The following is an 18,857-nucleotide window of genomic DNA, read 5'->3' on the forward strand; positions in this document are numbered from 1 at the left end:
CGGTCGGCAAAGGGCACGGAATTGAACCCGTATCGACTGCGCGGTTCGGTCAATGCACCGTGAACGAAACGAACTCAAAACGCCAACCTCGGGTTAACTCCTGGTTTCCAGTCGCCTGGTCAGGCTGCTTCTCGCCGGTGGAGCCTTGCTGCGCGCAACCAGGTGATGGAAGAACAGTCGATGCGTGTCCGGCGTTGCGTTGAATTTTTGGGGGGAGCAGGCACATCATGACAGGAATTCCCGATCTCGCCGCCATAAAGGCGATGGATGCCGCAGATCCGCTGCGCGCGATGCGCGACCGCTTCGTGTTGCCGCAAGGAGTGATCTATCTCGACGGCAATTCGCTAGGAGCTGCTTCACGTGCCGCTTTCGATGAACTGCACAAGGCCGCGACCGAAGAATGGTCGCATGATCTCATCCGCGCATGGAACACGGCCGGCTGGTTCAACATGCCGCTTGAACTTGGCGACCAGCTCGGGCGCCTGATCGGTGCCGCGGCCGGCCAGACGGTGGTCTGCGACACGACATCGGTCAACATCTACAAGCTGCTGCACGCCGCCATGGCCATGCGACCGGAGCGGCAGGTCATCGTCGCCGAGGGCGATAGTTTTCCGACGGACCTCTACATGGCTGAGGGTGTGGTTTCGACGCGAAAAGATACGCTGCTGCGCCTCTCGGGGATCGACGCGCCGACCATCGAAGAGCTGATCGACGAACGCACCGCCGTGGTGCTGGTCAACCACGTCAACTACAAGTCGGGCGAACTGCGCGACATGCCGGCGCTGACGCGCAGGGCTCAGGAAGCCGGGGCGATGATCGTCTGGGATCTCTGCCACACCGCCGGCGCGATGTCAGTCGAGCTCGACAAGGCAAACGCCGATTTTGCCGTTGGCTGCACCTACAAATATCTGAATGGCGGCCCGGGCGCGCCTGCCTTCATCTATGCGGCTGAGCGGCATCTTTCCGACATCCAGCAGCCGCTCACCGGCTGGTGGGGCCATGCACGGCCCTTCGCCTTCGAGCCAGGCTATGCGGCCGGCACCGGCATCCGCCGGTTTCTGTGCGGCACCCAGCCGGTCCTGTCGATGCGCACGCTGAAGGGCGCGCTTGACATCTGGAACGATGTCGACATGACGGCGGTGCGCAAGAAGAGCATCGCGCTGGCGGATCTGTTCATTGAGCTTGTCGAGGCAAAGTGCGGCACTTACGGGCTCACGCTCGAGAGCACGCGCGATGGGGAAAAACGCGGCAGCCAGATTTCATTCATGCATGAGCATGGCTACCAGATCATGCGCGCGCTGATCGAACGTGGCGTGATCGGCGATTTTCGCGCGCCATCGACCATGCGCTTCGGCTTTACGCCGCTCTATGTCGGCTATGCCGATGTCTGGCAGGCCGTCGAAGTGCTTGAGGACATCCTGCGCACCGGTGCGTGGAAGGAAGCGCGCTTCGCCATCAAGGCGGCTGTCACTTGAGATTGATGCGAGAGCTGGAATCGTGAGGCTGGCGACGACGCGCCGCGCGATGCTCACGGCTACGTTGCAAGGCCATATGCCAGGGAGGGCGCAGGGTGTTCGAACGTCACATTGCCGATTGGGACAACGCCTATGCCAACGGCGCCAACGTAGCCGGCAGCGATCGCTGGCCGGCGGCCTGGATCGAGCCCGCGCGGGTTTTCCGCGACGTGCTTTCGACCGAGGGCAGGGCGCGGCTCGACATGGCCTATGGCGACAACCCACGCAACCGGCTCGATCTTTTCCTGCCGGCCATCAAGCCCAAGGGACTCGTGGTGTTCGTTCATGGCGGCTACTGGATGGCATTCGACAAAAATTTCTGGTCGCATCTTGCCACTGGCCCTGTTGATCGCGGCTATGCGGTGGCGATGCCGTCCTACACGCTCTGTCCGCAGATACGCATTGGCGGCATCGTCAAGGAAGTCGGCGCGGCGATCGGCAAGGCGGCGGCGATGGTCCCAGGGCCGCTGATGCTGACCGGACACTCGGCCGGCGGCCATCTTGTTAGCCGGATGGTTACGGCGACGACGCCGCTGGCGCCCGAAGTGGTCCGGCGCGTTCGTCACGTGGTGTCGATCTCGGGGGTGCATGATTTGCGCCCGATCATGCGCACCGGCATGAACGAGACGATCGCGATCGATGAGGCCGAGGCGCAGGCCGAAAGCCCGGTGCTGCTGCGCCCGATGGACAAGGCCCGCCTGACCTGCTGGGCCGGCGGCGGCGAGCGCGCCGAATTCCTGCGTCAGAGCGCGTTGCTGGCCAACATCTGGATCGGCCTGGGTACCGCGACCAGCTCGGTGGTCGAACCTGACCGGCATCATTTCAACATCATCGACGGTTTGGCCGATCCAGACCATCCGCTGACCCGGACCTTGATTTCGGAGTGAGGCAGGTTCAGCGTAGCATCAGCACGTCGCAGGGGGAGCCCGCCGCCGCGGCAGGAGCGAACGGCGCGCGAACGATCAGCCCGTCGGCATCGGCCAGCATTTTCAGCATCGAGGAGTCCTGGATGCCGAACGGCGTCGCCACGAGCGCGCCGGCGTTGGTGCTGACAACAGCCCGCACATAATCCTGCCTGAGATCATTGGCCGGCATGGCGGTACCGAGCCGCGCCCGACGCATATCCTGCTGAAAGGCGCGGCCGCCGAGCTGCGCCAGCAACGGCTTCAGGAAGAGCTGGGTGCAGACCAGGCTTGCCACCGGATTGCCGGGCAGGCCGATGCAGCGGATGTCGCCCAGCCGCCCGAACATCAGCGGCTTGCCGGGCCGCATGGCGATCTTCCAGAAATCGAGAGCCATGCCTTCCCCGGTCAGCACGTCATGAACGAGGTCGTGGTCTCCGACCGAGGCACCACCCAGCGTGACGATGACGTTCGCGCCCGCCTTCACCGCCTTTGTCACCAGCGCAGCGATCGCCTCCTTGCGGTCCGGCGCAATGCCGAGATCGAGCGCGCGCGCGCCGACCGACTGTGCGGCGGCGGCGACGCCATAGGCGTTTGACGAGATGATCTGGTCGGGGCCAAGCTCACTGCCCGGCGGCAGCAATTCGTCGCCGGTGGCGATGATGGCGACCAGCGGCCGCTTGACCACGCCGACCTTGGGGTGGTTGGCCGATGCCGCCAGCGACAAGGCCGCCGGATCGAGCAGGCGGCCCTCGCCCAGCAGGACGTCGTCCTTGGCGAAATCGAGCCCGAGGCGGCGGATGTTGCGCCCCTGCACCGTCGGCTCCGTCACTTCGACGCTGCCGCCGCCGTGGTCGCGGACGTTCTCCTGGATGACGATGGTGTCGGCGCCTTCGGGAAGCGGCGCGCCGGTAAAGATGCGTACGGCTTGCCCTTGCTGCACCACCCCGGCAAAGCCGCGTCCGGCTGGCGCCATGCCGACCACCGAAAGCTTTGCTGGTATGGACGCGATATCGGCGGCCCGCACGGCATAGCCGTCCATGGCGGAGGCATTGAACGGCGGCTGGGTGCGGAGCGCCACGACCGGCTCCGCCAACACGCGGTCTGCGGCATCCAGCAGTGCGACGCGTTCACCCGGCAGCGCTGCTGCGCCATCCAGCAGGCGCTCGAGCGCCTCGGCAACGGGGACCAGCGCCATTATCGGCCGGCCCCGGTGGTCCGATCTCCGGTGACCTTATAGTCGCCGGATTTGCCGCCGGTCTTTTCAACCAGCCTGATGCCGGAGATGACCATGGCGCGGTCGACCGCCTTGGCCATGTCGTAGATGGTCAGGCAAGCGACCGAGACGGCACTCAGAGCCTCCATCTCAACGCCGGTCTTGCCGGTGACGCGGGTCAATGCTGTCACCTTCAGGCCGGGCAGCGCGGCGTCCGCCTCGATATCGACAGATATCCTGGTCAGCAGCAGCGGATGGCAAAGCGGGATCAGTTCATGCGTCTTCTTGGCCGCCATGATGCCGGCAATGCGCGCGGTGCCCAGCACGTCGCCCTTCTTGGCGTCGCCGGCGAGGATCATGTCCAGCGTCTCGGGCCGCATCGCGACAAAACCTTCTGCGACTGCCGTGCGCACCGTCTCAGCCTTGTCGCCGACATCGACCATGTTGGCTTCGCCCTGCGCGCCAAGATGGGTGAGGGCGGCCGCCATCCTCAAACGGCCTCTGCCGGCGCCTTGCCCGTCAACAGCAGGCGCGTTGCCGCGGCCACGTCCTGCTGGCGCATCAGGCTCTCGCCGACCAGGAAAGTCGCAATGCCGCTCTGCTCCAGCCGGCGGCAATCGTCGTGCGAAAAGATACCGCTCTCGCTGACCAGATGGCGGTCGGCCGGCACCATCGCTACCAGCCGCTCCGAGGTCTGTAGGCTGGTTTCGAAGGTCCGGAGATTGCGGTTGTTGATTCCGATCAGCCGCGACGACAGCTGCAGCGCGCGTTCCATTTCAGCCTCGTCATGCACTTCGACCAGCGCGTCCATGCCGAGCCCGAACGCTGTCGCTTCGAGTTCTCTTGCCAACGCGTCGTCGACGCTGGCCATGATGATCAGGATGGCATCGGCGCCCCATGCCCTGGCCTCGTAGACCTGATAGGGGTCGAACAGGAAATCCTTGCGCAATGCAGGCAGCTCGACGGCAGCGCGCGCAGTGGTGAGGAATTCGGGCGCGCCTTGGAAGGAGGGTGCGTCGGTCAGCACCGAAAGGCAGACGGCACCGCCCTTCGCATAGGCACTGGCCAGCGTCGGCGGATCGAAATCGGCGCGGATCAGGCCTTTGGATGGGCTAGCCTTCTTGATTTCGGCAATCAGCGCGAACCTGCCGGATTTGCGCTTTGCTTCAAGGGCGGAAAGAAAGCCGCGCGGCGCGTCGGCATCAGTCGCCCGTGCCTTGATCTCGGCGAGCGGCACGCGCGCCTTGGCCGCCGTGATCTCGTCGCGCTTGTAAGCCTCGATCTTGCGCAGGATGTCGGACATGGTTTTAACCGTTCGAAATCTCGATCAGCCTATCGAGCACTTTCAGCGCGCGGCCGCTGTCGATGGCCTGCGCCGCCGTTACCATGCCGTCGGCAAGCGTCGTCGCTTTGCCGGCCACCACCAGCCCGGCGCCGGCATTCATCAGCACCGTATCGCGAAAGGCGCCGGCGGCGCCGCCCAGCATGTCGCGCAGTGCCTGGGCGTTGTGGGCGGCGTCGCCGCCGCGCAACTCGTCCTTGGTGTGACGCGTCAGCCCGACTGCTTCCGGGGTCAGCGTAAAGCTGCGGATCTCGCCGCCGGCCAGTTCGGCGACAAGTGTCTCGCCGGTGGTGGTGATCTCGTCATAGCCGTCGCCATGGACGATCCAGGCATGGTCGGCACCAAGTTCCTTCAACGTTTCTGCCACGGGCATGATCCATTCGGGCAGGAACACGCCGACCATCTGCCGTCTGACACTCGCCGGATTGGAAAGCGGGCCCAGCAGGTTGAAGATGGTGCGGGTTCCGAGCTCGACCCGGGTCGGGCCGACATGCTTCATCGCCGGGTGATGCGCCGGCGCGAACATGAAGCCGACGCCGGCCTCGTGGATGCAGCGGCCGATCGTCTCCGGAGGGATGTCGATCTTGACGCCCAATGCGATCAGCACATCGGCGGCGCCGGTCAGCGAGGACAGTCCGCGATTGCCGTGCTTGGCGACGGGCACGCCGCTGCCGGCGATGACGAAAGCGGATGCGGTCGAAATGTTGACGCTGTGCGAATTGTCGCCGCCGGTGCCGACAATGTCGATGGCGCCCTCGGGGGCTTCGACACGTAGCATCTTGGCGCGCATGGTGGCGACGGCGCCGGCGATCTCGCTGACGGTCTCACCGCGCACGCGCAATGCCATCAAGAAGCCGCCGATCTGGCCGGGGGTAGCATCGCCCGACATGATAATGTCGAAGGCCTCGCGCGCCTCCTCGAAAGAAAGAGCGCTGCCGGCGGCGACCTTGGCGATGTGGATCTTCAGCGCGCTCATCTGGCCAGGGCTTGGGTTACGGCCGTCTGATCGATGCGGACGTCATATTGCGTCTGCAACTGCGCCACCAACTGGTCGAGCAGGTCGTCGGACATGCCGGAGGTGAAGGACTTCTGTGCGTCCTCGGGTACTGAGCTGGCATCGGCCCCGGCAGGCTCGAACACCTCGGCAACCTTGAACAGGATCTGTCCGTCGCCCGTAGGTGAGGGGATCAGCCCGGTGCCGCCTTCGCCGACGCCGAACATCGCGGCGGCGCCGTCCTTGCCGAAATCGACGTCGTCCGCATCGCGCTTGACGCCGCGCTTGGTCTGCTTTTCGAGCTTGAGCTCACCGGCGATCACCTCGAGCGTGGCGCCAGCCTTGAGACGCTTCTCGAGCTCCTGTGCTTTTGCGGTGAGCCGTTTGGTGGTCTCCGCCGCGGTCCAGTCGGCCACGACCTTCTGGCGGACTTCGTCCAATGTGCGGTCGCGGGCAGGCGTGATCGCGCTCACGTCGTAGAAGACGAAGCCGTTATCGGCGGTGGTGAGGCCTTCATTGTCGGTTCCGGGTTCGGATTCGAACACCGCCTTGATGAGTGCCGGCGATTCCGGCAGGTCTTTGACGATGCTTCCATCCGGCCGTTGGCCGGTGCGATCGATGGCATCGATGGTGACGACCTTCAGCTTCAATTTGGCGGCTGCCTCGGCGAGCGAACTGCCCGAGGCGCGCGTATCCTCGTAATTGTCGTGCACGTCCAGCAAGATGCGGCTTGCCTCGCCCAGTGCCAGGTCCTTGCGGATCTGCTCGGATACTTCGGCCAGCGGCTTCACCACTTCCGGCTTGATTTCGGTGACGCGCAGCAGAACGGGACCAAATGCGCCTTGTACGACCGGGCTGACCTCATTGACGTTGAGCTTGAAGGCAGCGTCGGCGACCGCCTTGTCGGCGATCTTGTCCTTGGCCAGCGTGCCGAGCAGCGTGTCGGCCGGCGTCTTGCCTTCGGCAGCGACGATCTTGTCGAAGGTCGCGCCAGTCCTGAGCGAATCGAGCGCCGCCTTTGCGGCATCAGGTGTCTTGAACACAAGCTGCTCGATGGTGCGCATCTCCGGCGTGGTGTAGCGCGCCTTGTTCTTATTGTAGTCGTCGCTGACCTGTTGGTCGGTCACCGCGCTCAAATCCATGATGTCTTCCGGTTCGAGCCTGACATAGGAGAACTTACGGTATTCGGGCGCGGCGTAGGTTTTCTTGTTTTCCTCGAAATAGGCCGAAAGCGCGCTGTCGGACGGCGCTTCTATCGGCTCGACAAGCGATTTCGGCAAGGTCAGGTAGTCGATGGTGCGATCTTCGCCGCGATAGAGCGCGACCGCCTTGAAGAATGTATCCGGGGCCTTGAGGCCGTCCGAAACCGCCTCGACGATCTGCTGGCGGACCGCGACCTGGGCGCGGTTCTTCAAATAGTCTTCCGGCCGCATGCCGATCTGCCGAAGCAGGTACTCGAAGGTTCTCCTGTCGAAGCTTCCGGCAGGCCCTTTGAACGCCGGGTCTTCACGCGTCAGTTCGGCGAGCCGGTCCTTTGACAGGCCGAGTCCGAGCTTGCGGGCCTGCTCGTCGAGGACAGCGCCCGACATGAGTTGCGCCAGCACCTGGTTGTCGATGCCGAGCGCCGTCGCTTGCTCACGGCTGATGCGCTGGCCGAATTGCTGCGACATGACGCTGAGCTGGCGATCGTAGGCGAGGCGGTATTCGTTGATCGAGACCTTGGTGCCTCCGGCCGTGATCACGGCATCATGGCCGGCAAGACCGCCCATCAGGCGGCCCGAGATGCCCCAGACGGCGAAGCTCAACACCAACAATGACAGCAGCAGTTTAGCGACCCAGGTCCCCGCCGCGCTTCTCAACATACCAAGCATGAGTACTTCCGATTTTTGCGCATTTCGCATGCGCCGAGTCTGAAACAAGCGCAATAGCGCCCTTCCTGCCCACTGTCGATTGCTTTGTGGCCTGATTTTGATAGTGAGGGCCAGCTGGAAATTGCCCGGAGAAACAAATCCCATGACGCCTGGAATCCGCCCGCTCGTCGCCGGCAACTGGAAAATGAACGGCACTAGCGCCTCGCTCAACGAGCTCAGGATGATCGGCAACGGCTTCATGAGTGGGCTCGACGCCGAGACCGAAGCGGTGGTCTGCGTGCCGGCGACCTTGCTTGCGCACGCCGCTGAGATTCTGTCGCGCACGCCGGTGCGGGCCGGCGGAGAGGATTGCCACACCGAGGAAAGCGGCGCCTATACCGGCTGCATTTCGGCCGAGATGCTGAAGGATGCAGGTGCCAGCCATGTCATCGTCGGCCATTCCGAATGCCGCGCCGATCGCAAGGAGGACGATGCCTTGGTCCAGGCCAAGGCCTCCGCCGCATGGCGCGCCGGGCTGGTGGCCATCATCTGCATTGGTGAGACAAGAGCCGAACGAGAAGCAGGAGCCACGCTCGACGTGCTGTCGCGCCAGGTCGCTGGCTCGGTCCCGCCAAACGCCACGGGTTCCAACACCGTCATTGCCTATGAGCCAATATGGGCGATTGGGACCGGCTTGACCCCGACCGCCGCCGACGTCGCCGAGGCACATGCGCATATCCGCGAAGAACTGGCACGGAAGCTCGGCAATACGGCGGCCAAGATGCGCATTCTCTACGGCGGCTCGGTCAAGCCGTCCAACGCCGTCGAGTTGCTCGGCGTCAGGAATGTCGATGGCGCGCTGGTCGGCGGCGCCAGCCTAAAGGCGGCGGACTTCCTCGGCATCGCGGAAGCCTATCGAAACATTGCTTGATACAAGGGCTGCTTGCTGCATTTGAGCGGACGGCCGGCGCCGAAATCGTTGCAAAGGACGCATTGCTTCCCATATTCCGGCCACGGGCTTGGAAATGCCGTCAAAGCATTGTATTGAGCCGCCTCCAAATCAGCGGCCGCACAAGGCCTTGCCAGGGTAAATTATGGAAACCGTACTGATCGTCGTCCACCTCATGGTCGTGCTCGCGCTTGTCGGCGTGGTGCTGCTGCAGCGCTCCGAAGGCGGCGGCCTCGGCATCGGCGGCGGATCGGGCTTCATGACCGCGCGTGGCGCCGCCAATGCGCTGACGCGGGCGACGGCGATCCTGGCTGCCGCTTTCTTCGTCACGTCGCTGACACTGTCGATCGTTGCGCGCTATGGCGAGAAGCCGATCGACATTCTCGATCGCGTGCCGGCGACCTCGGACGGAGCAGGCAAGGGCGTACTCAACCAATTGCCTGGAACCACGACGCCGACGCCGCCTTCGGGCACCACGGCGCCGACCCCGCCGTCCGGCAAAGGCGCGGCAACGACGCCGCCGGCAACCGCTCCGGCGACGCCGCCAGCGACAAACGGCGCCACCGCGCCGGCCACGCCGCAGGTCCCCAACCAGTAATAGGGCAACTTATGCCGCGATCTGTTGTCGTTTGAACACAGTCGCGGCAAATGCCGCACGATCACGAAGATTCGACTGCGCCTCACGCTTGAGGCGCTTCCGGCTAATCGATTATAGGTTGCACGCGGCATTCTCGGCGTCCTTGGGGGGCGCCGGGCGACGCCGTGGGCAACAAGCATTGAACGATCGGATCTTCCCCATGCAGCTTCGCAGCTTCATTTTTGCCGGCCTTTGTGCCGTGCTCAGCCTAGGTGCGCCCGCTTACGCGGCCATGCCGACGGCAAACTCGGCCCACAAAGCCGCAACAACAACCGACGTCGTCAAGGTCGCTGCCAAAAGCGATGCAGCGCAATTGAAGCTTCTCAAGAAGAAGAAAGATCCGACGCCGGACGACCTTGCGCAGATCCGCAAGATCGAAGCCAAGATCGCAGCCGACAAGGAAGCCGCTCGCGCCAAGGCACTCGAAGCCAGGAAGCTGGCGATGCGTGAGGCGGCGAAAGCCAAAGCCGATGCGGAACGGCAGGCGTTCCTTGCCAAGAAGAGCCAGCCGCTCGCAACGGCCAAGGTGGCTGACGCCACGCCGGCCAAGAAGAAGACCGTCAACATCATCGAACCGATTACGCCCATTGCGCCGATCCAGTCGGCCGAGCCGATCCCGGCCGAGGCCATGAACGTTGCGCTGACCGGCAACAATGGCGAGTTGCGCAGCGAACCGGTCGGGCAGAAGCCGCAGAGCGTCGGGCTGTTCGCGGGACTGTTCGGCGGCACATCCTCTTCGTCGATGTCGCTGCTTCCGGAAACACGCGCGCTCGACGCCGCGCTCGAAAGGAAGCAGGCCAAGCGGCAGTTCAAGGTCAAGGCGGAATTCGTGCCGCAGGAGGTCGAATTCACCGGCTACAACCCCGGCACCATCGTCATCGATACCAGCGCCCGTCGTCTCTACCTCGTCGAATCATCGTCAACCGCCCGCCGTTATGCCATCGCGGTCGGCCGGGAAGGCCTGCAGTTCAAGGGTACGGTTGCCGTCGGCGACAAGCAGGAATGGCCGCGCTGGATTCCGACGCTGGATATGCAAAAGCGCGAACCCAAGCACTATGGCCAGTACAAGGACGGCATGCCCGGCGGCGGCGACAATCCGCTCGGTGCGCGCGCCATCTATCTTTACGACGGCAAGAAAGATACCCACCTGCGCATTCACGGCACCATCGCGCCGCAGTCGATCGGAACCAGCGCCTCCAATGGCTGCTTCCGCATGATCAACGAGCACGTCATGGACCTTTACCGCCGGGTGAAAGTAGGCACCAAAGTCGTCATCATCTGACGCTTTGACAGATCGTGCCAAAAGGGCCGGCCTCGCCGGCCCTTTTGTTTTGATACGCCAACGACCAGAGCGCCTTCTTGGGAAAAAGCCTTCGCGGCGGTTTTTTCTCTGGCGGAATCAATTCGGCCGCGTTAAGCGATGACTCCCATGGCGCGATATGTATTCATCACAGGCGGCGTGGTTTCCTCACTTGGAAAAGGCATTGCTGCAGCGGCCCTTGGGGCTCTCTTGCAGGCGCGGGGCTATCGCGCACGCATCAAAAAGCTCGATCCCTATCTCAATGTCGATCCCGGCACGATGTCGCCCTATCAGCACGGCGAAGTCTTCGTGACCGATGACGGGGCCGAGACCGATCTCGATCTTGGCCATTATGAGCGCTTCACCGGCCGCTCGGCCAACCAGCAAGACAACATCACCACCGGCCGGATCTATAAGAACATCATCGAGCGCGAGCGGCGCGGCGACTATCTCGGCGCTACCGTGCAGGTCATTCCGCACGTCACCGACGAGATCAAGAATTTCGTCCTCAACGGCAATGACGATTACGATTTCGTGCTGTGCGAGATCGGCGGCACCGTCGGCGACATCGAAGCGATGCCGTTCCTGGAGGCGATCCGCCAGCTCGGCAACGACCTGCCGCGCAACAACGCCGTCTACGTCCACCTGACCTTGATGCCTTACATTCCGACGGCAGGCGAACTGAAGACCAAGCCGACGCAGCATTCGGTCAAGGAGTTGCGCGGCATCGGCATTGCACCCGACATACTGCTGGTCCGCGCCGACCGGCCGATCCCCAAGGAAGAGCGCAGAAAGCTGTCGCTGTTCTGCAATGTCCGCGAAAGCGCCGTCATCCAGGCGCTCGACGTCCCGCATATCTACGACGTGCCGATGGCCTATCACAATGAAGGGCTGGATTCGGAAGTGCTGGCCGCCTTCGGCATCGATCCGGCGCCGAAGCCGCGCATGGAACGGTGGCAAGCGGTGTCCAACCGCATCCACAATCCGGAAGGCGAAGTGACCATTGCCGTCGTCGGCAAATATACCGGCCTCAAGGACGCCTACAAATCGCTGATCGAGGCGCTGTCGCATGGCGGCCTCGCCAACCGGGTCAAGGTCAAGCTCGACTGGATCGAAAGCGAGATATTCGAGAAGGAAGACCCGGCGCCGTGGCTGGAGAAGGTCCATGGCATTCTCGTCCCCGGCGGTTTTGGCGAGCGCGGCTCTGAGGGCAAGATCCTGGCGGCGAAGTTCGCGCGCGAACGCAAGGTGCCGTATTTCGGCATCTGCTTCGGCATGCAGATGGCCTGCATCGAGGCGGCGCGTTCGCTGGCCGGCGTCGAGCGCGCATCATCGACCGAGTTCGGTCCAACCGAGGAGCCGGTCGTCGGCTTGATGACCGAATGGCTGAAGGGCAACATGCTGGAAAAGCGCAGGGAAACCGGCGACCTTGGTGGTACCATGCGGCTCGGTGCCTACCAGGCCGACCTCGCCAAGGGATCGAAGATCGCCGAGATCTATGGCGATACCCAGATTTCCGAACGCCATCGCCACCGCTACGAGGTCAATGTCGACTACAAGGAGCGGCTCGAGGATTGCGGCCTGGTGTTTGCCGGCATGTCGCCGGACGGCGTGCTACCGGAAACGGTCGAATATCCCGGCCACCCCTGGTTCATCGGCGTGCAGTACCATCCCGAGTTGAAAAGCCGGCCGCTCGATCCGCACCCGCTGTTTGCCAGCTTCATCGAGGCGGCGGTAGAGCAGTCGCGGCTGGTCTAGACTAACCGCCCATGCAAACTTACGTCGCGCTGCTCTACAGCATTGTCCTGGGCGAGGGGCGGCGGGTCGTCATGTCCGATCTGAAGGCGATGGCCGAAGGCCTGGGTCTGAATAAGCCGCGCACGCTGGTAGCGACCGGCAATCTGGTCTTCGAGGCGCAAGAAACAGAACTTGCGGCGTTGGAGCAGCGGCTGGAGGCGGCGTTCGCAAAGATTTTCGGCCGCCACGTCGACATCATCGTGCGCCGCGCCGACGGCTGGCTAAGGCTGGCGGCCGGCAATCCGTTCCCAGCTGAATCGGCCGAGGCCGCGGACCAGGTGGCGGTGCGCGTGATGCGAGCGCCCGTTCCCGCCGAGACCGCCGCGGCGCTTGAGGCATATGCCGGCAAGGACGAGAAGCTGCGGATTGTCGGCGGCGACATCTGGATCGTCTTTTCCCGCGAGATGCCGAGTTCGCGGCTGCTTGCGGCGGTGAGCCACAAACGCCTCGGCATTGGCACGTCGCGCAACTGGAACACCGTGCGCCGCCTGGCCGAAATGATCGCAGAATGAACGGGGCGGCTCGCGCCGCCCGAGTCTGTTCAGGCCTTGGCTATCCTGGCTCCGGCACCGAGTGCCATCGTGCGCAGCACGTAGTAGATGACGCCGGCAATTGCCACGCCGAAGAACCAGCCATAGACGCCCCACCATGACGGCAGCAGGCTGGTGAAGTTGGGCAGGATCGAGGAGAAGACCGCGCCGATACCGGCGGCGATGAAGGCATTGACATGCCAGCCGCCCTGAAAGCGGAATTCGCCATTCTCCCTGTAGAGTGCCTCGACGTCGACCTCGCCCTTCCGGATCAGGTAATAGTCGACCATCATCACGCCGAAGATAGGCCCCATCGTCGCGCCAATGATGTTGACGAAGGAGGCGGCACTGCCTTCCCAGGGCGCGAATGGATAGAGCACCAGCGCGATCAGCGCCGCGATGTAGCCGCCCTTCTTGAAGTCGATCTGGCGTGGAAAGACATTGGAGAAGTCGAAGGCCGGCGACACGAAGTTCGCCACCACATTGATGCCGAGCGTCGCCACCGCAAAGGTCAGGGCTGCGAGCGCCGCCAGGAACCAGCTGTCGAATTTCGCCGAAATCTGGTCGGGATGCAGCAGCACCTCGCCATAGACGTCGAAGGCGGCGATCGTGGTCACGCCGGCGACCAGCGAGAACAGGATAAGATTGACCGGCAGGCCCCAGATGTTGCCCTTGCGCAGCGATGCCTTGTCCGGGGCGTAGCGCGCGAAATCGCAGAAGTTGAGATAGAGCGCGGAGAAATAGGTCACCCAGATCGCGGCCACCGCAAACAGCGAGGTCCAGGAGCCCGGCGTGCCCGGCACGCCCGCGTCCTTTGTCTTTTCCAGCAGCACATCCATCGGGATGTCGCTGGTGAAAGCGAAGGTGCCTGCCTTGATGCAAAGATAGATCGCCAGGATCAGCATCATCACCCACACCGCCGGTCCGGCCCAATCCTGGAAGCGGCGCACCGTTTCCATGCCCCTCTGGATGATCAGGAGCTGCAGCGCCCAGATGACGGCGAAGCAGATCACCTCGAGCCCGGAGTGGCCGAGGAAATGGGTGCTCTGGTTGAAGTCGGCGAACCATTGCGAGCGGATCAGCAGGGCTACGATCGCCCCGGAGGCCGCCGCCGTCTGCGCGCCGTACCAGAAGCAGGCGACGATGGCGCGCACCAGCGCCGGTATGTTGGCGCCCCAGATGCCGAAGGAGGCACGCGCCAGGACAGGGTAGGGCACCCCGGTCTTCACGCCGGCATAGCCGACCATGTTCATTAACGCATAGATGATCAGCGAGCCGATACCGATGGCGATGATGAAGTTGACGAAGCCGCCGCAGAACAGCCCCACAGGCTGTGGACGTCCGACGTCCAGACGTTGAAGATCGAGAACGGTCCCCAGTTTCGAACCTTCGCCGGTGCGAGATCCTCATTGTACAGGTCCGGTGATGCGCCTTGTATGGTCATTGCTATGTCCTCCCCTTGTTACCGCACGCGCCTCCACGCATGGCACGCAGGTTAAGCCTGACGCAGGGGAACCGGCCAGCAGACGATTTGCCGGCTTTGGGCTTAAAAGTCATTCAATGAGAAACGCGCTTATCGGCGTGGCGTCGTTGAGCTTCTAGCGCCGACGATTCGTGGGGTGACACCGATCGCTCGACCTAAGCTCCAGAGTCCACCTTGTGCGTGATCAGGGCGGCAAGCTTTTTGGGCGCTTGTGCGCGATAACTCTCATCGAGCCATGACTTCAGTTGTCCCATCGGTGGCAGTTCGTCCGGTGCTGGTTCGAACGTCACCCATCCGCTCTTGCCAAGGCCGTACTCCGTCGGCGACGCATAGTGGAGCTTTCTCGCCTCGTCGCCGCTGTAGGGGAGTTTGAGGGAGATGCTGAACGGTTCGCCTTCCAGGCTCAAATAAGCAAAGGTCTTGCCTTTCACCGCGAGATCGTCGTGACCAGGCCACGGACTCTTTGTCTCTGCGCCTGGATAGGTAAGGCCGAAGGCGCGCAGTTCCTTGAGAACGGCATCGGTCGAAGCGCGCGATTTCCTACTCATCAACTCTCCTCCATCGCTGTCAGCGGCTTACGGTCCGGCTTCGAGAAAAGCCCGGGCAAAACCGGGCTGCACGGCTTCTATCGTTCCATCGGGCAACTTCAAAAGCCGGTCGATTGCGATGCCGTAGAGCCGCAATCGGCCCTCGAGCAGCCGCGCTGCTTCGTCTATATTACCCTGTTCGGCCTGTAGCAGGGCGCGGTGCATCACGTCCCGAAAGGTCAGCCGGAGTTGCAGGAACATCTCGGCAAAAGCTTCCGGGTCGGGCACGTCGAGAATGCCTTCCTCGCTTCCCTTCCTGAGCAGATTTGTGATTATCGGCTCGGCCAGTTCCCTGGCCGCCTGGTCGACCCGATGGAAGAGGGCAAGGTTCTCGGGCCGGAACACGACGAAGAACGTTTTTCGCAATTGCGGGGCAAGCTCGATGTTCAGCCGTCGCGAGCCGGCAAAGAGTGCATTGAGCCGGCCAATCCCATCGAGTGACGGGTCGTCGAGGAGAGGTTGCAGCTCGGCAAGGCTGTCACGTGCGAGACGTCTGGCGAGCGCCTCCAGCAGGGCCTCCTTCGACGCGAAATAGTGATAGAACGCACCCTTCGACAAGCCGGCCTCGCGGATGATGTCGTTCACCGTCGTGTTGTCGTAGCCATGCTCGAAGAAAAGCCGCTGGGCACAGTCGAGGAGCTCGGCGGATCGTATCTCCGGCGGCTTTATCACTCGGGGCAAAATCAACCTCGCAAAGTACAGGGGCAAGAGGAGCACGAACCGTTTCTTTATGCAACTTTTATAGACCGACGGTCGGTCTAATGCTATGTCTGCCACCGCTCCGACGTTCGCATTCGATGGTGGAAGGAGAGCTTCTTGCGACGGATACGTTGGACTGTCGGCATCGTTCTTGTCGCGGCGACTGCTGCTTTCGGCGCTTGGTATGTGTTGCAGCCGGCCAAGGTTTCGGTCGTGACGCCACAACGCGGCGACGCGGCGGAGATCGTTTACGCGAGTGGCTCGGTCGAGCCGCGAACCTGGGCCAAGGTGACTCCCGTTGTCCGTGAGAGGATCGTCGAGCAGTGTAATTGCGAAGGGTCGAGGGTTGCACAAGGCGATGTGCTCGCCAAGCTCGACGACAGCGAGGCCCGGGCCGTGCTTGGCGAGATCGAAGCGCGTCAAGCACTTGCCCAGGAAGAGCTCCGGAGGCTGACCGTGCTTGCCGAAAGGCGTGCGGCAAGCCAGCAGGCGCTCGATCGCGCGCAAAGCGAGCTTGGCCAGATCGAAGCGCTGGTTGCCGGACAGAAAGCGCGGCTCGACACCTACGTCTTACGAGCGCCGAGCGCCGGTATCGTGCTCAGGCAGGACGGCGAGGTGGGTGAGATCGCCGAACTCGGCGCCGTGTTGTTCTGGGTCGGCGAGCCGAAGCCGCTACTGGTGGTCGCCGAGGTGAACGAGGAGGACATTCCACGGGTCGAGATCGGCCAGCGCGCGCTGCTTAAATCCGATGCGTTCCCTCGGCAGAATCTGGAAGCGGTGGTCGACAGCATCACGCCCAAGGGAGATCCGGTGACGAAGACCTATCGCGTCCGCTTCCGCCTGCCGGACAATACGCCGCTTCGTATAGGCATGTCGACCGACGTGAACATCGTCATCCGCGTTTCGAAAAATGCGCTGTTGATCCCGTCGGTTGCGGTGGATGGGAACAAGGTGTTCGTAGTCGAAGGCGACAAGGCCTGGCGGCGTGAAATCCGCACGGGCATTCGTGGCACCAATGGCGTCGAGGTACGGTCAGGCATCGACGAGAAGGCCAGCATCGTCTCGCCCTATCCCGCTGACCTCGGCGACGGTGCGCGCGTGAGCATCGCCGCCGCGCAGGAGAGATAGGCAACGATGGCGCTGATCGTCGACATTGCCGTAACGCATATCGCCGGCCGCGGCCGCCAGACGCTGGTCGCCATAGTCGGCGTCGCGGTGGGTGTCGGCTTCTCAATTGCGATGGCGGCGCTGATGCAGGGCGGGCAGAACGATTTCGTCAGGCAGCTCGTCGACACGATGCCGCATGTCGACATCACCGACGAGCAGCGCACCGCCCGCCGGCAGCCGGCCGAGGACTACTTCGAGACCGCCGCCATCTCGGGGCTCCGGCCACGCGACGATCGGCGCGGCATCATCAACCCGACGGCCGCGACCTCCTGGCTCGAGAGCTGGGTTCCCGGCCGCTTCGCGGCAAGCCTAAAGACGCAGGGCGTGATCCGCTATTCCAGCCGCGAAGTGGGCGCAGCTATCATAGGGGTCGATCCGCAGCGCGAGACCGGCGTTTCACCGATCGTCGGAGAGTTCGTCGAAGGCAGCTTTTCGGCACTTGCCGCGGGCGGCAACAACGTGCTGATCGGCAACACGATGGCGAGCCGGCTCGGTGCCGGGTTCGGCGATACGATAACGGCGGTCTCCTCGGAAGGGCTGACGCGCAATTTCAAGATCGCCGGCCTTTTCCACACCGGCACCACCGCGCGCGACGAAGGCGAAGCTTATGTGCTTTTGAAGAACGCGCAGATTCTCTCAGCGCGGCCAAACGCCATCAACGAGATACGCATCAAGCTCGACGATCCAAATCGCGCCCCAGCGGTGGCGCGCCGTGCCGAGGCTGAACTGGGCTACAAGGCCGTGGCGTGGCAAGAAGCCAACGAATCGATTCTCGAAGCGCTCGTTGTGCGCAACGTCATCATGTACACGGTGGTCGGCGCGATCATGCTGGTTGCTGGCTTCGGCATCTACAACATCATCTCCACCATCACGCATGAGAAGGCGCGCGACATCGCCATCATGAAATCGCTCGGCTTCCCAGAGTCCGACATGCGCCGGCTCTTTCTGCTCGAAGGCCTGGTGATCGGCGCTGCCGGTTCCGCTCTCGGCGGGCTGCTTGGCTTCTCCATGACCTATGCACTGTCGCTGGTGCGTTTCGAGATCGCCGCGACCGGCCAGGAGATGACCCGGCTGCCGATAGCCTGGAGCCTGACCCACTATATCATCGCCTCGGCCTTCGCACTGGGCTCGGCGGCGGTGGCTGGCTACCTGCCGGCGCGCCGTGCAGCGCGCCTGAATCCGGTCGACATAATAAGAGGCGCGACATGAGCGCACTCATCGAGACCGAGAGACTGACCCGCATCTTGCCAGAGACGGTCCCCGTTACGCTGGTCAAGGACATCACGCTCACGATCAACGACAACGAATTCGTCGCCGTGACCGGTCCCTCCGGCTCCGGTAAGTCCTCGTTGCTCTATCTGCTTGGGTTGCTCGACCGGCCGACAGGCGGGACCTTGAGGATAGGCGGACGCGATAGCGAGCCTATGAATGAAAGGGAGCGGGCGCAGACACGGCTTTCGACGCTGGGCTTCGTCTTCCAGTTTCATTTCCTTCTGCCGGAATTCACGGCGCGCGAAAATGTAGAAATTCCAATGCGCAAGCTTGGTCGGCTGGCCCGACCCGTGATGCGCGAACGGGCTGGCGAGTTGCTGTCATCGCTGGGGCTCGGCGAACATCTCGACAAGCGGCCGGACCAGCTTTCGGGAGGCCAGCGTCAGCGCGTCGCGGTGGCACGCTCGCTCGCCAACGACCCGCCGCTTATCCTGGCAGACGAGCCGACGGGGAGCCTCGACAGCAAGAGCTCGGAGCAGGTGTTCACAATCCTGCAGAATCTGGTGCGCGAACGCGGCAAGACGGTCGTGGCAGTCACGCATGACCTCGACATGGCCGCACGCATGGATCGCCGCATTCACATGGTGGACGGGAAGATCAGCTGAACCGGGCCACGGC

The 18,857-nt window shown here is 63.3% G+C and carries 17 protein-coding genes and 1 pseudogene; 10 read left to right on the forward strand and 8 right to left on the reverse strand.

All coding sequences use genetic code 11. The features are described from left to right. The first annotated feature begins 227 nt into the window (after positions 1-227). Positions 228-1,475 carry a kynureninase gene (kynU, locus tag NKI58_RS22965; protein ID WP_023674950.1) on the forward strand — a complete coding sequence of 416 codons (1,248 nt, stop codon included), beginning with the start codon at positions 228-230 and terminating at the stop codon, positions 1,473-1,475. Positions 1,476-1,570: 95 nt separating this feature from the next. Beyond that, entirely contained in the window at positions 1,571-2,401 is an 831-nt protein-coding gene (locus tag NKI58_RS22970; protein WP_023674951.1) for a hormone-sensitive lipase, read from the forward strand. 7 nt (positions 2,402-2,408) lie between these two features. On the opposite strand, the gene NKI58_RS22975 is transcribed toward NKI58_RS22970, so the two are convergent. The 5 genes from NKI58_RS22975 to NKI58_RS22995 are packed head-to-tail and all read right to left on the reverse strand — an operon-like array spanning position 2,409 to position 7,839. Continuing rightward, positions 2,409-3,614: a molybdopterin molybdotransferase MoeA gene (locus NKI58_RS22975; RefSeq protein ID WP_023674952.1), complete on the reverse strand. Its 1,206-nt coding sequence runs from the start codon at positions 3,612-3,614 to the stop codon at positions 2,409-2,411. Beyond that, complete coding sequence (gene moaC / locus NKI58_RS22980) at positions 3,614-4,120, reverse strand: cyclic pyranopterin monophosphate synthase MoaC (protein ID WP_023674953.1); 507 nt, start codon at positions 4,118-4,120, stop codon at positions 3,614-3,616. Before moaC ends, NKI58_RS22975 begins: the two co-directional genes overlap by 1 nt. Positions 4,121-4,122: 2 nt before the next feature. Next, positions 4,123-4,935 (reverse strand): indole-3-glycerol phosphate synthase TrpC, encoded by an 813-nt coding sequence (trpC, locus tag NKI58_RS22985; RefSeq protein WP_023674954.1) that lies wholly within the window; start codon positions 4,933-4,935, stop codon positions 4,123-4,125. A 4-nt stretch (positions 4,936-4,939) separates the two neighbouring features. After that, on the reverse strand, positions 4,940-5,950 hold the full coding sequence (gene trpD, locus NKI58_RS22990; protein ID WP_023674955.1) for an anthranilate phosphoribosyltransferase: 1,011 nt from the start codon (positions 5,948-5,950) through the stop codon (positions 4,940-4,942). Beyond that, positions 5,947-7,839: a peptidyl-prolyl cis-trans isomerase gene (locus tag NKI58_RS22995; protein WP_352785197.1), complete on the reverse strand. Its 1,893-nt coding sequence runs from the start codon at positions 7,837-7,839 to the stop codon at positions 5,947-5,949. Before NKI58_RS22995 ends, trpD begins: the two co-directional genes overlap by 4 nt. A gap of 142 nt (positions 7,840-7,981) precedes the next feature. On the opposite strand from NKI58_RS22995, the gene tpiA reads away from it, so the two are divergent. The 5 genes from tpiA (at position 7,982) to NKI58_RS23020 (ending at position 13,013) form a co-directional block, all read left to right on the forward strand. Further along, positions 7,982-8,749, forward strand: a complete 768-nt coding sequence (gene tpiA, locus NKI58_RS23000; RefSeq protein ID WP_352448837.1) for a triose-phosphate isomerase — start codon at positions 7,982-7,984, stop codon at positions 8,747-8,749. A 163-nt stretch (positions 8,750-8,912) separates the two neighbouring features. Further along, positions 8,913-9,365 (forward strand): preprotein translocase subunit SecG, encoded by a 453-nt coding sequence (secG, locus tag NKI58_RS23005; RefSeq protein ID WP_352853778.1) that lies wholly within the window; start codon positions 8,913-8,915, stop codon positions 9,363-9,365. Positions 9,366-9,564: 199 nt separating this feature from the next. Beyond that, the gene (locus tag NKI58_RS23010; RefSeq protein ID WP_352448838.1) at positions 9,565-10,686 is read left to right on the forward strand and encodes a L,D-transpeptidase; all 1,122 of its coding nucleotides are present in this window, start codon (positions 9,565-9,567) and stop codon (positions 10,684-10,686) included. A 147-nt stretch (positions 10,687-10,833) separates the two neighbouring features. Beyond that, entirely contained in the window at positions 10,834-12,462 is a 1,629-nt protein-coding gene (gene pyrG, locus NKI58_RS23015) for a CTP synthase (protein ID WP_352458118.1), read from the forward strand. 11 nt (positions 12,463-12,473) lie between these two features. Further along, entirely contained in the window at positions 12,474-13,013 is a 540-nt protein-coding gene (locus NKI58_RS23020) for a DUF1697 domain-containing protein (RefSeq protein WP_352458119.1), read from the forward strand. 29 nt (positions 13,014-13,042) lie between these two features. On the opposite strand, the pseudogene NKI58_RS23025 reads toward NKI58_RS23020, so the two are convergent. From NKI58_RS23025 to NKI58_RS23035, 3 genes and pseudogenes are all read right to left on the reverse strand, one after another. Then, positions 13,043-14,475 (reverse strand): annotated as a pseudogene (locus tag NKI58_RS23025) (NCS1 family nucleobase:cation symporter-1). A 194-nt stretch (positions 14,476-14,669) separates the two neighbouring features. Further along, on the reverse strand, positions 14,670-15,062 hold the full coding sequence (locus tag NKI58_RS23030; RefSeq protein ID WP_352474256.1) for an MmcQ/YjbR family DNA-binding protein: 393 nt from the start codon (positions 15,060-15,062) through the stop codon (positions 14,670-14,672). A gap of 27 nt (positions 15,063-15,089) precedes the next feature. Beyond that, positions 15,090-15,782 (reverse strand): TetR/AcrR family transcriptional regulator, encoded by a 693-nt coding sequence (locus NKI58_RS23035; RefSeq protein WP_352621803.1) that lies wholly within the window; start codon positions 15,780-15,782, stop codon positions 15,090-15,092. Between the two features lie 135 nt (positions 15,783-15,917). On the opposite strand from NKI58_RS23035, the gene NKI58_RS23040 reads away from it, so the two are divergent. From NKI58_RS23040 to NKI58_RS23050, 3 genes are read left to right on the forward strand one after another with little or no spacing between them, the layout of a single operon-like run. Continuing rightward, positions 15,918-16,928: an efflux RND transporter periplasmic adaptor subunit gene (locus tag NKI58_RS23040; protein WP_502896933.1), complete on the forward strand. Its 1,011-nt coding sequence runs from the start codon at positions 15,918-15,920 to the stop codon at positions 16,926-16,928. A 6-nt stretch (positions 16,929-16,934) separates the two neighbouring features. Continuing rightward, entirely contained in the window at positions 16,935-18,176 is a 1,242-nt protein-coding gene (locus NKI58_RS23045; RefSeq protein WP_352825204.1) for an ABC transporter permease, read from the forward strand. Continuing rightward, positions 18,173-18,844 (forward strand): ABC transporter ATP-binding protein, encoded by a 672-nt coding sequence (locus NKI58_RS23050; protein WP_352616120.1) that lies wholly within the window; start codon positions 18,173-18,175, stop codon positions 18,842-18,844. The genes NKI58_RS23045 and NKI58_RS23050 overlap by 4 nt, the downstream gene beginning before the upstream one ends. Positions 18,845-18,857: the final 13 nt, after the last annotated feature.

This window comes from Mesorhizobium sp. M0522, assembly GCF_040321085.1.
In the GTDB taxonomy this organism is placed as follows: Bacteria; Pseudomonadota; Alphaproteobacteria; order Rhizobiales; family Rhizobiaceae; genus Mesorhizobium.

What these genes read in the sequence shown, in the direction of transcription:
- secG (WP_352853778.1), top strand. Translation starts at nt 8,913, where the DNA reads ATGGAAACCGTACTGATCGTCGTCCACCTCATGGTCGTGCTCGCGCTT.
- NKI58_RS23030 (WP_352474256.1), bottom strand. Translation starts at nt 15,062, where the DNA reads ATGAGTAGGAAATCGCGCGCTTCGACCGATGCCGTTCTCAAGGAACTG.
- kynU (WP_023674950.1), top strand. Translation starts at nt 228, where the DNA reads ATGACAGGAATTCCCGATCTCGCCGCCATAAAGGCGATGGATGCCGCA.
- NKI58_RS22975 (WP_023674952.1), bottom strand. Translation starts at nt 3,614, where the DNA reads ATGGCGCTGGTCCCCGTTGCCGAGGCGCTCGAGCGCCTGCTGGATGGC.
- NKI58_RS22995 (WP_352785197.1), bottom strand. Translation starts at nt 7,839, where the DNA reads ATGCTTGGTATGTTGAGAAGCGCGGCGGGGACCTGGGTCGCTAAACTG.
- pyrG (WP_352458118.1), top strand. Translation starts at nt 10,834, where the DNA reads ATGGCGCGATATGTATTCATCACAGGCGGCGTGGTTTCCTCACTTGGA.
- trpC (WP_023674954.1), bottom strand. Translation starts at nt 4,935, where the DNA reads ATGTCCGACATCCTGCGCAAGATCGAGGCTTACAAGCGCGACGAGATC.
- moaC (WP_023674953.1), bottom strand. Translation starts at nt 4,120, where the DNA reads ATGGCGGCCGCCCTCACCCATCTTGGCGCGCAGGGCGAAGCCAACATG.
- NKI58_RS23050 (WP_352616120.1), top strand. Translation starts at nt 18,173, where the DNA reads ATGAGCGCACTCATCGAGACCGAGAGACTGACCCGCATCTTGCCAGAG.
- NKI58_RS23045 (WP_352825204.1), top strand. Translation starts at nt 16,935, where the DNA reads ATGGCGCTGATCGTCGACATTGCCGTAACGCATATCGCCGGCCGCGGC.
- NKI58_RS23010 (WP_352448838.1), top strand. Translation starts at nt 9,565, where the DNA reads ATGCAGCTTCGCAGCTTCATTTTTGCCGGCCTTTGTGCCGTGCTCAGC.
- NKI58_RS23020 (WP_352458119.1), top strand. Translation starts at nt 12,474, where the DNA reads ATGCAAACTTACGTCGCGCTGCTCTACAGCATTGTCCTGGGCGAGGGG.
- trpD (WP_023674955.1), bottom strand. Translation starts at nt 5,950, where the DNA reads ATGAGCGCGCTGAAGATCCACATCGCCAAGGTCGCCGCCGGCAGCGCT.
- tpiA (WP_352448837.1), top strand. Translation starts at nt 7,982, where the DNA reads ATGACGCCTGGAATCCGCCCGCTCGTCGCCGGCAACTGGAAAATGAAC.